The organism is Edaphobacter sp. (assembly GCF_035532915.1).
Classification (GTDB): Bacteria; Acidobacteriota; Terriglobia; order Terriglobales; family Acidobacteriaceae; genus Edaphobacter.
Genome location: NZ_DATKQC010000244.1, coordinates 23,336 through 36,458 on the forward strand (window position 1 = coordinate 23,336; position 13,123 = coordinate 36,458).

At 60.9% G+C, this 13,123-nt stretch carries 11 protein-coding genes; 8 read left to right on the plus strand and 3 right to left on the minus strand.

The annotated features are described in order from the left end of the window. The first annotated feature begins 17 nt into the window (after positions 1-17). The 3 genes from VMU57_RS11805 to VMU57_RS11815 are packed head-to-tail and all read left to right on the plus strand — an operon-like array spanning position 18 to position 5,858. Complete coding sequence (locus tag VMU57_RS11805; RefSeq protein WP_325383619.1) at positions 18-1,373, plus strand: TolC family protein; 1,356 nt, start codon at positions 18-20, stop codon at positions 1,371-1,373. A gap of 4 nt (positions 1,374-1,377) precedes the next feature. After that, positions 1,378-2,670 (plus strand): efflux RND transporter periplasmic adaptor subunit, encoded by a 1,293-nt coding sequence (locus tag VMU57_RS11810; protein ID WP_325383621.1) that lies wholly within the window; start codon positions 1,378-1,380, stop codon positions 2,668-2,670. Then, the gene (locus VMU57_RS11815; RefSeq protein ID WP_325383623.1) at positions 2,667-5,858 is read left to right on the plus strand and encodes an efflux RND transporter permease subunit; all 3,192 of its coding nucleotides are present in this window, start codon (positions 2,667-2,669) and stop codon (positions 5,856-5,858) included. The genes VMU57_RS11810 and VMU57_RS11815 overlap by 4 nt, the downstream gene beginning before the upstream one ends. Here VMU57_RS11815 and VMU57_RS11820 read toward each other — a convergent pair. Further along, positions 5,855-6,175 (minus strand): hypothetical protein, encoded by a 321-nt coding sequence (locus VMU57_RS11820; RefSeq protein ID WP_325383625.1) that lies wholly within the window; start codon positions 6,173-6,175, stop codon positions 5,855-5,857. The genes VMU57_RS11815 and VMU57_RS11820 overlap by 4 nt on opposite strands. A 73-nt stretch (positions 6,176-6,248) precedes the next feature. On the opposite strand from VMU57_RS11820, the gene VMU57_RS11825 reads away from it, so the two are divergent. From VMU57_RS11825 to VMU57_RS11835, 3 genes are read left to right on the plus strand one after another with little or no spacing between them, the layout of a single operon-like run. Then, a complete protein-coding gene (locus tag VMU57_RS11825; protein WP_325383627.1) occupies positions 6,249-7,007 on the plus strand; it encodes a cytochrome C oxidase subunit II in 759 nt (252 codons plus the stop codon). Continuing rightward, a complete protein-coding gene (locus VMU57_RS11830; RefSeq protein WP_325383629.1) occupies positions 7,004-8,758 on the plus strand; it encodes a cytochrome c oxidase subunit I in 1,755 nt (584 codons plus the stop codon). Before VMU57_RS11825 ends, VMU57_RS11830 begins: the two co-directional genes overlap by 4 nt. A gap of 32 nt (positions 8,759-8,790) precedes the next feature. Next, positions 8,791-9,564, plus strand: a complete 774-nt coding sequence (locus VMU57_RS11835) for a cytochrome c oxidase subunit 3 (RefSeq protein WP_325383631.1) — start codon at positions 8,791-8,793, stop codon at positions 9,562-9,564. Positions 9,565-9,602: 38 nt separating this feature from the next. Here VMU57_RS11835 and VMU57_RS11840 read toward each other — a convergent pair whose 3' ends face one another. Continuing rightward, positions 9,603-9,767, minus strand: coding sequence for a hypothetical protein (locus tag VMU57_RS11840; protein WP_325383633.1), 165 nt, complete (start codon positions 9,765-9,767; stop codon positions 9,603-9,605). A 72-nt stretch (positions 9,768-9,839) separates the two neighbouring features. On the opposite strand from VMU57_RS11840, the gene VMU57_RS11845 reads away from it, so the two are divergent. Continuing rightward, complete coding sequence (locus VMU57_RS11845) at positions 9,840-10,481, plus strand: class I SAM-dependent methyltransferase (RefSeq protein ID WP_325383635.1); 642 nt, start codon at positions 9,840-9,842, stop codon at positions 10,479-10,481. Positions 10,482-10,652: 171 nt separating this feature from the next. Here VMU57_RS11845 and VMU57_RS11850 read toward each other — a convergent pair whose 3' ends face one another. Next, positions 10,653-12,410, minus strand: a complete 1,758-nt coding sequence (locus tag VMU57_RS11850; RefSeq protein WP_325383637.1) for a CCA tRNA nucleotidyltransferase — start codon at positions 12,408-12,410, stop codon at positions 10,653-10,655. A gap of 143 nt (positions 12,411-12,553) precedes the next feature. Between VMU57_RS11850 and VMU57_RS11855 the strand changes: the two genes are divergently transcribed. Next, positions 12,554-13,123: DUF6982 domain-containing protein (locus VMU57_RS11855; RefSeq protein WP_325383639.1), on the plus strand; the 570-nt coding region annotated here is incomplete at its 3' end.

A 13,123-nucleotide genomic window follows, 5' to 3' on the forward strand; every position in this document is an offset into this window, starting at 1 on the left:
GGTTCTTTCTGATTCTTATGCGTATCTCTGCAGTTGAAACAGCGTTGATGTGCATCTGTCTGGCATCTGCACCTGCTGTCGCTTCGGCGCAGCAGGTGTCGGCTGCCACCACTGCCACCTCATCGGCCCCAGCGATTACGCTGGATGAAGCGATCAGCCGCGCGAAGGCGAACGAGCCGAGCTTTGCGGCAGCGGTCGCGGCGAGTGGAGTCAGCAAGCTTGACCGCTCAATTGCGCGTTCTGCTTTGCTGCCGAGCGTTACCTACCACAATCAATATCTCTACACGCAGGGTGTCGGTGTCCTCGCGGCAGGCAGCACTACCGGCGCGTTGGTAACACCACGCTTTATCGCCAACAATGCGGTGCACGAGTACATCAGCCAGGGCGTAGCGAGCGAGACGATCGGAGTGCAACAGTTTGTAGCTGCCTCCCAGGCTTCGGCTGCTGCCGCCGTCGCTGCGGCGAACCTCGAGATCGCACGGCGGGGCCTGGTGTCCACCGTAGTTGGCCTCTTCTATACCTCGCTCACTGCCGAGAACAAAGTTGCCGTCGCCAAACGCGCTGCCGCCGAGGCTGACAGCTTTGTTACGCTGGCGCAGCAACGAGAGACGGCCCGCGAAAGCGCTCATGCCGATGTGGTGAAGGCGCAGCTTCAGCAGCAGCAACGTAGCCGCGATCTGGCCGATGCCATTGTGCAGGCACAGAAGGCGCGACTCGACCTTGGCGTACTGCTCTTCCCCGATCCGCGTTCGCCCTACATCCTGACCACCGCGACAGCAATACCGCCACTACCTATACGCACCGATGTCGAGGCAGCCGCGGCGCATCACAATCCCGAGTTGCAGAGCGCGCTTGCTTCGCTTCGCCAAAGTGATCTGGGAGTAACTGCCGCACGCTCTGCTTATCTGCCTGACCTTGCGCTTAACTATGCCTATGGCATCGACGCGGCACAGTTTGCCGCGAAGACCCCGGACGGCCTCCGCAATCTTGGCTACTCGGCGAGCGCTACTTTGGATATTCCCGTATGGGACTGGTTCTCGACGCAGCACAAGGTTAAGCAGAGCGAGATTATGCGGGACACAGCGCGAGTCGTGTTGACCTCGATCCAGCGGCAGCTGATCGCACAGCTCGACGAGTTTTACAGCGAGGCCACAACGGCGCGCGATCAACTTCAATCACTTGACCTCAGCGTGCAGACCGCGGCCGAGAGCCTGCGGCTTACCCGCCTCCGCTACACTGCCGGAGAGTCCACCGTGCTTGAAGTTGTCGATGCGGAAAACTCGCTCACCACAGCAGAGCTGGCCCGCGAAGATGGCCTCGTCCGCTACCAGATGTCGCTTGCCAATCTCCAGCTTCTGACAGGAACGCTCTAAGACCATGAAGCCCACTCCGCTCACACGATCCGCCTTGCCTGCGCTTGCCTTCCTCGCCGTCGCAACTCTTCTGCCTCTTGGCTGCAACAAGCAGGAGGCCGCGCCAACGCCGGTAGTCTACGTCCAGGCGATGCATCCATCACTGGGCAGCATCTCCGAACAGATCACCGCCGATGCCACGCTGGCACCGCTGGCACAAGCGGCCATCTCGCCGAAGGTTACAGCGCCGGTCAAAACGTTTTACGTCCAGCGCGGCTCTCACGTTCAGGCGGGAGAGCTTCTGGTTGCGCTGGAGAATAGCGATCTCGAGGCCGCCGCGCTCGACAACAAGGGAGCCTATACCGCCGCGCAAGGCGTCTATGCGACCGAGACGCGCGCACAGGTTCCGGCAAATCTCATCAAGGCACAGACCGACCTCGCACAGGCCAAAGCGAACCTCGACCTGAACCGGAGCATCGTCAGTGCGCGTTCGCAGCTCTTCGCGCAAGGGGCGATTCCGGGCCGCGATCTTGATACCGCAAAGGCCGCGCTGGTGCAGGCGCAAGCGGCGTATGACATTGCAAAGCAGAGTCTCGATGCAATCCAACAGGTAGCGGGCAACGCCTCACTGCAAAGCGCGCAGGGACAGTTGACGTCAGCCAAAGGAAAATATCTCGGCGCTGAAGCGCAGTTGAGCTACACCGAGATTCGCAGCCCCATCAACGGCGTAGTCACCGACCGGCCTCTGTTCGCAGGAGAGACCGCAGCGGCTGGAACCCCCGTCATCACGGTGATGGACACTTCTGCTCTCCTCGCCAAATTGCACATCTCGCAGATGCAGGCGCAACAACTCTCGCTCGGCGCGGCTGCGACGATCACTATCTCCGGCGTTGCCGATCCCGTGCCTGCAAAAGTCTCGCTGATTAGTCCCGCGCTCGATCCGGGCAGCACCACAGTCGAAGTCTGGTTGCGCCTTGAAAATCCGAAGGGCCTCTTCAAAGCCGGAACCCCGGTGCACACAACCATTACTGGACGCACGGCGACGAGTGCGCTGCTTGTTCCCGCAGATGCGATTCAGACAGCGCAGGACAACTCTTCGAAGTCAGTCATGGTGATTGGTGCTGACGGTATAGCGCATAAGCGGAGGGTCACGCTGGGCATTCAGACGCCCGAGGACGTGCAGGTGCTCGACGGCGTTTCAGCCTCCGACATGGTGATTACAACCGGCGCCTATGCGCTGGACGATGGCACCAAAGTGAAAATTGGCACTGCGCCTGCGGAGAAGCCGAATGCTGGAAAGGATGCGGACGACAAATGACCGGCTCTGCACCCCATCTTCCCGGCGTTCAAGCCGAGCCATCCTTTTGGCTCTCGCGCATGGCCAAGGCGATCTTCTTCTTTCTCGTCGTGCTGACCTTCGCCGGAATCTACGCCGCCTTCCAGTTACCGATCTCGGTCTTCCCCGATACTAATTTTCCGCGTGTCGTCATCGGCATCGACAACGGCGTCATGCCGGTCGAACAGATGCAGGTCACGATCACCAAGCCCATTGAAGACGCCATCAACAGCGTTCCCGGCCTGTTGACGGTGCGCAGCACCACCAGCCGCGGCTCGGCTGAGATCAGCCTCTTCTTCGACTGGAACGTAGATATGTACCGCACCTTGCAGCTCACCGATGCGGCTCTGGCAAAGGTGCAGCAGGAGCTTCCCGCAACGGCGCGCATTACCACCAACCGCCTCACCTTCGCGACCTTTCCCATTCTCGGCTACGCGCTCACCGCCGACGATCGCGGCAAAGATACCGTTTCGCAAACGCGCCTGTGGGAGATTGCTACCTACGACCTGAAACCACCGTTGAACCGCGTCAATGGCGTCAGCACCGTCATCGTTCAGGGAGGACAGGTCCCGGAGTTCCACATCACTCCCAATCTCGCACGGCTGCAGACTGCGGGCGTTACGCTGCTCGATCTGGTCAACGCGGTTCAGGCATCGAACATCATCGACTCGCCTGGCCTGTATGAGGCGAACCATCAGCTGATCCTCGGGCTCATCGGCGCGCAGGCGCACAGCGCTGCCGAACTGGGCAACCTCGTCGTGAAGACGACCACCGGGGGCGCGCCGGTGCGGGTCGCCGACGTCGCCACCGTCGAGCCTTCTACCATGCCCGTCTATACGATGGTCACGGCGAACGGCAAGCCTTCTGTGCTGCTCAACATCGCTCGGCAGCCTGCCAGCAACACCGTCACCGTGGCCAATGCCATCGCCGCTGAAATCGCTTCGCTGCAAACGAAGCTCCCCCCGGGAGTAAAGCTCGAGCCCTTCTACGACCAGTCCGAGCTGGTGCGCGAGAGCATCGCCAGTGTCCGCGATGCTATTCTCATCGGCCTGTTTCTGGCCTGCGTCGTCCTCTTCCTCTTCCTTCGCGACTGGACCTCCTCGCTGATCGCCGGGCTCGTTATTCCTGTCACCGTAGCGGTTACAATCCTTTTTCTTTGGATGATCGGCGAGAGCTTCAACCTGATGACGCTCGGCGGTCTCGCCGCGGCCATCGGCTTGGTCATCGACGATGCCATCGTGGTCATCGAAGGCATCGTGGTGCATCGCGACTCCGGCGAGTCGCGCATCGAGGCAGTCAGAAAGGCACTGCACGAGCTCTCCACACCGCTGGTCTTCTCGACCATCACGCCGGTCGTCGTCTTTCTACCGCTCATCTCCGTCACCGGAGTCACCGGCAGCTTTTTCCGCGCACTCGCCGCAACCATGACCGCTGCCCTGCTGACGTCGCTTGCACTTGCACTGACCTGGACACCGGCACTCGCGCTGGCGCTGCTGCACAAATCCAAACGGACCACTCCTTCAACCGAGCTTGCGTCATTTGCGGAGGAGTCCGGGAATCCCACGGCCGCGGCCGCAGAAAGCCACGAAGAGAATGGCCCCGTCATGCGCCGCGTCTTTCACGCGCACGAGCGCACTCTCGCCTGGGCACTGGCGCGACCGCTGGCCCTCGCCGGAATCTGCGCTTTGCTCATCGTCGGAGCGTATTTCAGCTACAACGCGCTGGGCTCCGACCTGCTTCCAGCTATGGACGAGGGCGCCTTCGTCCTCGATTACCTGATGCCCGCGGGCAGCTCGCTCGCCGAGACTAACCGCGTCCTGCTCCACGTCGAGCAGATTCTGCACAACACGCCCGAGGTTGAGATCACCTCTCGTCGCACCGGTCTGCAGATGGGCCTTGCCGCCGTGACCGAGGCTAATTCCGGAGACTTTACCGTCCGCCTGAAGCCGAGCCGCTCACGCGGTATCGACGAGATCATGGCCGACGTTCGCCAGCAGATACGAACGAGCGAGCCACAACTCGACGTCGAGTTCACGCAGGTCCTTCAGGACATGATCGGCGATCTCTCCAACTCGCCGGAGCCGATACAGATTAAGCTGTTCTCTCCAGATACGAAGCTCCTTCAAGAGCTTGCGCCGCGCGTGGCCGACGCGATCGGGAAGATTCCCGGCGTGGTCGACATCCAGAACGGCATCGACAACACCATCAGCGGCCCCGCCACCAACTTTCAGATCGACCCCATCGTCGCCGGCCGTCTCGGCTTCACCCCAACCGAGGTCGCCGAAGACGCGACCGCCATCCTCGATGGCCTGCCCACCAACGATCCGCTCATACTCAACGGCCGTCCCTACACCATTCGCGTCCGACTTCCCGATGCCAATCGCGCCTCGCTCGACGCCATTCAGAACACGGTCTTCAACAGCAGCAGCGGCCACACCGCAACGCTGGGCTCCATGGCTAAAGTCGAGGCGCTGCCACCGCAGAATGAGATCCTTCGCGAGAACCTGCAACGGCTCGTCACCGTCAGCGGACGCCTCGAAGGCTCCAACCTCGGCGGCGCCATGGTGCAGGTCAAGCAGGCCGTCGCCAATCTCAACATCCCCTCCAGCGTCCGCGTCGAGTACGGGGGTACCTATCAGGAGCAGCAGAAGTCCTTCGCCGACCTCGCACGTGTGCTCCTCCTTGCCCTGGCTCTCGTCTTCGGCGTGCTGCTGGCGGAGTTCCGCAACTTCTCCGCGCCTGTCGCCATCCTCACCAGCTCCATTCTTTCTATCACCGGTGTTGTCGCCGCGTTGCTCATCACAGGCACTAACTTCAACGTAGCCAGCTTCATGGGCCTCATCATGGTCATCGGCATCGTCGCAAAGAATGGCATCCTTCTACTCGACGCTGACGAGAAGGCACGCGCCGCAGGAGTTGGCGCACGCGATGCCATGCTGCACGCCGCACAGCGGAGACTGCGCCCCATCATCATGACTGCGATCGCCGCCATCTGCGGCATGCTACCCCTGGCCTTCGCTCTCGGTTCCGGTTCGCAGATGCTTCAACCACTAGCCATCGCCGTTATCGGCGGCCTTCTGCTATCGATCCTTCTCAGCCTCGTCGTTACGCCGGTCGTCTACTACTACCTGACCAGCAGGCGAAAAAGCGAAACGCCCATCGAGGCTTAGGGACGTTTTATCGGAGAAGGCTCACTACTCGATGGCGCTACGAAGCTCTTCACAATGACACCTTCCGTCTCGAAGTGCGTCACCCGATGGTCGGTGCCGTGCCCCATGAAGACAGCCTTTCGCAATAGCGTAATCAGCGGGCGCGAGCTATCGGCAAACCAGCGGTCGGCGGCCTGGTCCCAATCGACGACCATATTGTAGGTCACGTCGCACTTCGGACAGTACAAGGGGGTATCGAGCCAGGTGTGAAACGCGGCCTCCGGCAATTTACCTACCGGGTCGGTGCCTGAACGAATCGCTGCGATCTTCAATCTCATGGAGCTTTCAGCTTAACATTCACTTATCTCCTGCGCGCAGCACCGAAAGGGAGCAACGCGATATCCTGCAAGGGTGATCCCCTTCTCGATCCAGCCCGGCACGTTCGCGCTCTCGCTGGCGACATGGGGACTTCCTTTCGACGCCAGCGTACATGGCCCGGCTGTCGACCGTCACCTGCTGCTGAATCTCTGGATCATCCTCGGCCTCGCAGCATTGGCACACCTCATTCTTCTCGTCGGTCTGATCGCCCGTCGTCGCGCCGAGGCGACAAGCTGGCGCGTTGAATATCTTCCCCTGGCGGCGCTGGCTCTACTCTTCGCATTTCTCACTGTTCGCGCGGAACGCCTCTGGGCCGCCGCACGGTATACGGGAGCCGATCCCGCTGCACTTCAGGTGCAGGTGGTCGGCGAGCAGTTCGCGTGGTACTTCCGCTATCCCGGCGCGGACTACACGTTCGGCATCACCAGGCCGCAACTCGTCGACGCAGGCGCGGGTAATCCGCTGGGCATCGACCCCGCCGACGGCCACGGCACGGACGACATCGTTACGTCCGAGCTTGTGCTGCCTGCTGATCGACAGGTCGATCTCCGCATCAACTCGCTGGACGTCATCCACGGCTTCTCCGTCCCCGAGATGCGGCTCAAGCAAAATGCCGTTCCCGGCATGACCATCCACGTCCACTTCACGCCAAAGGTGCCGGGAACTTACGCGATTCTCTGCACTCAGGTCTGCGGCCTGGGCCACTACCGCATGAACGCCAACCTGCGCGTTCTGCCGCCCAACGAGTTCGCAGCATGGCTTGCCGCAAAACAGAAGGCGGTGCAGCGATGATTTCCCCCCTCCGCCGCTACCTCTTCTCCACCGACCACCGCGTTATCGGCATCCAGTATCTTGTTCTCGCGCTGGTATCCGTCACCATCGGCACGCTGCTCTCGCTCTTGATGCGGATACACCTGGTCTGGCCCGACCGCATCGTTCCCTTCCACGGTCCCATTCTGCCCGAAGACTATCTCGCGCTGGTCACGATTCACGGCACGATCATGCTCTTCTTCGTTCTCACAACAGCGCCGCAGTCAGGCTTCGGCAACCTCATCCTTCCCGCACAGATCGGCGCTCACCGCATGGCGTTTCCAGTCGCCAACGCCGTCAGCTTCTGGCTGACCGCCGCCGCGCTCGTCATCCTGCTCAGCTCCACGTTCGTTCCCGGCGGCAGCGCCATCTCCGGCTGGATGGCCTATCCCCCCTTCAGCGCCGTAGCCAGCGCCGGGCCGGGCCAGGGCGCAGGGATGGACATGTGGCTGGGGAGCATCGCCGTCTTTGCCATTGCAGGAACCATCGGAGCGATCAACACTCTCGTCACCATCATCAAGCTGCGCTGCGAAGGCATGACGTGGGACCGCATCCCGCTCACCGTCTGGGGATGGTTCACCGCCGCGCTGCTCAGCATCATCGCCTTTTCGGTGCTGCTGGCCGCTCTATTGCTGCTCTTCTGCGACCGCCACGCCGGAACCAGCTTCTTCATACCTACCGGAGATCTCGTCAGCGGAGTCATCCACGCCGCCAGCCACCCCGGCAACGGCTCGCCCCTGCTATGGCTGCACCTCTTCTGGTTCTTCGGACACCCCGAGGTCTACATCGCCATCCTCCCCGGCCTTGGCCTGACGTCGATGCTGCTGGCCAACTTCAGCCGCCGCCGCGTCTTCGCCTATCGCATGATGATCGTCACCACGCTCCTCATTGGATTCCTCGGCATCCTGCTCTGGGGACACCACATGTTCGTCGCCGGTCTGAACCCCTACGCAGCCTCGGCCTTCGCCGTCTCCACCATGGCCATCGCCATTCCTGCCTCGGCCAAAGTTCTAAGCTGGCTCGTAACCGTATGGCGCAGCCGTCCCCGCTACACCACGGCGATGCTCTTCTCGCTGGGCTTCGTCTCGCTGTTCATCACCGGAGGCCTTACCGGCCCTGTCCTCGCCCAACCCATCCTCGACGAGTACCTGCACAACACCTTCTTCGTCGTCGCCCACTTCCACCTCATCATGGCGATGGCAGGAATCTTCGGCCTCTTCGCCGCAACCTACTACTGGTTCCCCCTGATGACGGCCAGCAGCGGCAAATCAGGCCGCATGATGTCCGAACGCCTCGGCCGCCTTCACTTCTGGGCAACCATCGCCGGAGCCTACGCCACCTTCCTGCCCATGCACCTCACCGGGCTGATGGGCGAACCCCGCCACTACGCCCAGCTCATCGGTGTACCCAACGCCGCCGGACACCTGCTCGCCGGAACGCTGCCCCTCAACCGCTTCATCACCTGGTCGGCGATCTTCCTCGCAACGGCCCAGCTTCTCTTCTTCGCCAACCTGATTCACAGCCTCTTCCGCGGCAAGCCTGCCCCGCCAAATCCATGGCAGGCCACAACGCTCGAGTGGCATCCTGCCCTGCACCCCAACGCCCCCGCCAAAGCGGCTGAAGAACGGATCGTCGTCTATCGCCAGCCGTGCGAATATCAATCCACCGCTGGCGAAGAATTAATCCTTCCGCAATGGAGCACCGACGCCATCCCGAACATCAAACCGGAGTAAGCTGTTTCCATAGCGTGCGATGAAAGGCCGCCATGCCAACAACCATCACGCCGACCAGTACCGAACCGAAGCCCCGGCGCCACCTCGAAGACCACGACCACGGTTCCGGCCGCAGACCGCCAACCGACAAGCGCACCGGCGGCGGTGGCGATAACGACAACTGGAACGACCGCCCCAACGGCCGCCGCGGCCCGCGCGAGCGCCTCGTCCGCTACCGCATGGGCATCTTCTTCGCCCTGGCGAGCGACCTGATGTTCTTCGTCGCCATCGTCAGCACCTTCTTCGTCAGCCAGTCCACCGGTCACTTCGACGCCTACAACAACTTCGTCAACGAGTGGTCCCCGACCCTCATTCCGCCCATCCTCTGGCTGAACACCGCCGTCCTCATCCTCAGCTCCATCACCATGGAAACCGCCCGCCGCCGCATGTTCCACGAGGTCGACGTCATGGACGAGTGGCTCGGCCTGGGCAAGCCCATCACCCGCGCCGCCATCCCCTGGGTCGCCGCGACGGTCGTTCTGGGCATCGTCTTTCTCGTAGGCCAGTGGATCGCCTGGACGCAACTGGCGGTGCAACACGTCTTCTTCCTCTCCAACCCCAGCAGCCACTTCTTCTACCTGATCACCGGGGTCCACGGAATCCACCTCATCCTCGGCATCTTCAGCCTGATCGCCGCGCTGGCCGGCCTCTATGTCTCGCGCTCGCTCGAAACCCGGCAGATCATGGTCGACTGCGCGGCCTGGTACTGGCACTCGATGGGCATCTTCTGGCTCTTCCTCTTCACCCTACTGGTCTTCTTCCAATGAAGCGCATCGCATTCAGTGCGCTGCTGCTGTTCGCGCTTCTAAGCGCCGTCCCGGCCCTCGCGCAGGGCTGCACCCAATGCCGCGACAATACCGCCGCCGCACCCCCGGCCACCCAGCGAGCCTACCGCCACGCCATCATCCTCATGGCGGGGGCCGCCTGCGGACTCTTCGTCGCCACTGTTGCCCTTCTTAAGCGAAGCCAATAATTTCTTCAAGCAACAATGACCTGAGCTAAGTGCATGATCAACTACAATTACGGAGTTTAGGAAAGGAAAATGACAGCGTCTATGGCCGGTATAAGTTATAAGTTTCACGACGGCAGTCACGGAGGAAGTCATAGTTACCTGAAGCCATCCGTTGATCGATTTCTTACGAATGTTCCGGCCGGATCTTTGGTGCTCGACTTAGGCTGCGGTAATGGCAGTTTTTTATCTCTTTATCGCGATAGAGGTTGGCGTCTTTACGGGAGTGACTTCTCAACTACCGGCATAGAATTCGCTAAAAAGCACTATCCGGAGATCGAGTTCACGCTGGCAGACGCACAGTCCCCAGCGGGAGACCTCATAAAATTTACTGGACAGGCAGATGTAGTTATCAGTACGGAAGTCATTGAACATCTGTACGATCCGAGAGCATTTCTGCGTAATGCCTTTACATTCCTGAAGCCCAATGGGATTTTGATACTTACCACGCCCTACCATGGCTACCTGAAAAACCTTGCCCTGGCAGCAACCGGAAGCTTCGACAAGCACTTCACGGTACTTTGGGACCATGGTCACATCAAGTTCTGGTCAGTGAAGACGCTCAGTTATGCTCTATCGGAGGCCGGATTTAGAGAGTTGGAGATGGCGGGCTCAGGTCGGCTGCCATACCTATGGAAAAGTATGGTCATTCGGGCGATCCGACCCGCCGAATGATGACAAGCGATGATTCGCATCTTTAGAAATCGTGCCGTCTCATTCCCGCGCTTCTCCAAGTCGGCGATCGTCCACTCTCTTAAATGCTTTGCCAGCAGTTGTCAGAGATAAACGCAGAAGACGGGCGGCACCAGTCTAGCCGGTGCCGCCCGTCTTCTATCGATCAAAAAACTACCGCTTCTTCTTTGCCGGAACAGCTTTCTTCGCAGGAGCCTTCTTGGCAGCGGCCTTTACCGGAGCCTTCCTGGACACAGCCTTTGCAGGAGCCTTCTTCGGAGCAGGCTTGGACACCGGTTTCTTAGCAACCGGCTTCTTTGCCGGAACAGCCTTCTTCGCCACCACTTTTTTGGCTGGGGCCTTAGCCACAGCTTTCTTTGCCGGCGCCTTCACCGGGACAGCCTTCTTTGCCGGAGCCGCAACCTTCTTCGCTGGGGCAGCAGCTTTCTTCGCCGCCACCTTCACCGGAGCGGCAGCTTTGACCGCAGCAGCCTTGACCGGCTTGGCCGCAGCCACCACGGGTGTCCCTGCCGAAGCTTCGAGCCCTGCAACTCCCTCCGCGCCTTCCTCAGCCACAGCAGCTTTTTTCCGGCTCTTCGCTGGCTTGGCGTCCTTCTTCGCCACACGCGCACGGCGCAGATGCACCGGTGGCGGCGGCGCAGGAGGCGAATACGGCTCAAGGTAGGCCTTCATCTCTTCCACCGTGCCCAGCTTCTCATCCATCAGCTCAAAGAACAGCTTGTCCAGCAGCTCCTCGTATCGAGGAACTCCCGGAACGATCCTCATCTCCTGCATCAAGGTGTGAGGCAGCTTCTGCTTCGCCTGCGGCCAGTCTCTATAGAAGCTCTCAAACTTCGCCTTCACCCCTGGCGTCTTGGCGGTATGAGCCGTCCACAGGATGGCCTCGGGCTTGGACGAGTAAAGCAGCTTCCATGCCTGCGAAGGCAGCGCCGCTCCCTTGCCCGAAAACTGCGCGGCAAACTCCTTGGCCTCGCTCTCCAGCGACTCGATCTCGCCCACAAAGCCCTGCCGGGGAAAGCTATGCTTCAGCGCTGAAACTTCCTTCGGGGCCATCTTCGCCGTCAGCAGCGAGAAGTTAGCCACCGAGCCTTCGGGATGAATCCCCTGCAACTGCAACTGTGTATGGGTCGCCCGCAATTTTTCCAATTCGGGAATATTCGCCTTCGACGCGCTCAGCGCGGGGGCAAGATGCTTCATCCAGCCTTCGCTCTCCAGCCGTCGCAGCACGCGCAGCGGATCTTCCTCGTGGAAGATCTCCTCCGTCTCGTAGCCGCGATGGAAGGCATCGAGCGCCGAGATATAGCCTTCCTTCTTGCCGGTCTCGTAGCGCTCCTGGGTCTTCTCGTCCATGTGCCAGCCCAGCCGGGCTCCCAGCCGAACGGCGCGGATCATCCGTACCGGCTCCTCGATGAAGCCGTAGTTGCTCACCAACCGCAGCTCGCGGTTCTCGATGTCCGCCACGCCGTTCAGCGGGTCCATCAGCAGACCGTACGAACCGTCATTCAGAGAGATGGCCATCGCGTTGGCGGTAAAGTCGCGCCGCCGCAGGTCCTCGAGAATCGTCGCGGGTTTGAACACCGGCTTGCCCGGCTTCGGATAGGTAACAGAAAGCGTGCTGCCGATCTCCATCCTCACGCCATTAGGGAAGCGTGCATAGAAAGTATGGCCAGCCTCATGCTCCCCGGAAATCTTGCCGCCAGCTTTCTCTATATCTTTCTTCAACTTAAGCGCATTTCCCTGAACCACTACATCCAGGTCACGCACTGGCGACCCACTGGTCAGGTCACGTACCGCTCCGCCTACCAGAAATACGGTAAGCCCTTTGTTACGCGCAGCTTCGCGCACCGTCTGTAGCGACGCCTGCTGTGCTTGCGAGAGGCGGTTTTCGAGCAGGTAGATGTAGTCGGCCATGTCTGCTGCGTACACTCCATGCCGGGTCTTAACCGGGATGCGCCGCTCGCCCTAAAGTGCGGCGAATCAATCGCTTGGAAAGATCTGTGAAGCTAAGCACAAAACGTCACTTTACCACATAGATGACAAATTGGCTACCCTTTGTGCACCTTTTTCGTTGCGGTGTTTCCATTCGTGCGACAATCCGCCAGACCATGTCTTCCTCCCGCAAAAAGGTCATCGTGCGCCGCATCACCGGAGAAATCGTCCCCGGCTACCTGCCGCTGGCCGCCTTCGTGCGCAACGGGACGGTGGACCTGCTCGATCTCAGCGGTCACGTCATTCCCATCGCCCTCCGCGATATCAAGTACATTTGTTACGTCCGCGACTTCAACCTGGGCGACACCGCCAACCCCGAGCGGCTCTCCCGTCGCACCTTCCTCGCCCGGCCCCGCACCGAGGGTCTCTGGCTGCGCCTCAGCTTCCATACAGAAGACCAGTTGGAGGGGCTCGCACCCATCGACACCTCCCTGCTCGACGACCTCATCGGCGATGCCGGGCTTCAGCTCGTCCCACCGGACATCCGCTCCAACACCCAGCGCGTCTTCGTCCCGCGAGCCGCCATCGCCGATCTCCAGCTCATCGCCGTCATCACTACCCCCTCACGCAAGAAGCCGCTGCCCGCGTCTGCCTCCCCCAGCCTGCAAAGCGAGCTCTTCAACGCGCCGCTGCCG

What these genes read in the sequence shown, in the direction of transcription:
- VMU57_RS11815 (WP_325383623.1), top strand. Translation starts at nt 2,667, where the DNA reads ATGACCGGCTCTGCACCCCATCTTCCCGGCGTTCAAGCCGAGCCATCC.
- VMU57_RS11845 (WP_325383635.1), top strand. Translation starts at nt 9,840, where the DNA reads ATGACAGCGTCTATGGCCGGTATAAGTTATAAGTTTCACGACGGCAGT.
- VMU57_RS11830 (WP_325383629.1), top strand. Translation starts at nt 7,004, where the DNA reads ATGATTTCCCCCCTCCGCCGCTACCTCTTCTCCACCGACCACCGCGTT.
- VMU57_RS11835 (WP_325383631.1), top strand. Translation starts at nt 8,791, where the DNA reads ATGCCAACAACCATCACGCCGACCAGTACCGAACCGAAGCCCCGGCGC.
- VMU57_RS11810 (WP_325383621.1), top strand. Translation starts at nt 1,378, where the DNA reads ATGAAGCCCACTCCGCTCACACGATCCGCCTTGCCTGCGCTTGCCTTC.
- VMU57_RS11820 (WP_325383625.1), bottom strand. Translation starts at nt 6,175, where the DNA reads ATGAGATTGAAGATCGCAGCGATTCGTTCAGGCACCGACCCGGTAGGT.
- VMU57_RS11850 (WP_325383637.1), bottom strand. Translation starts at nt 12,410, where the DNA reads ATGGCCGACTACATCTACCTGCTCGAAAACCGCCTCTCGCAAGCACAG.
- VMU57_RS11805 (WP_325383619.1), top strand. Translation starts at nt 18, where the DNA reads ATGCGTATCTCTGCAGTTGAAACAGCGTTGATGTGCATCTGTCTGGCA.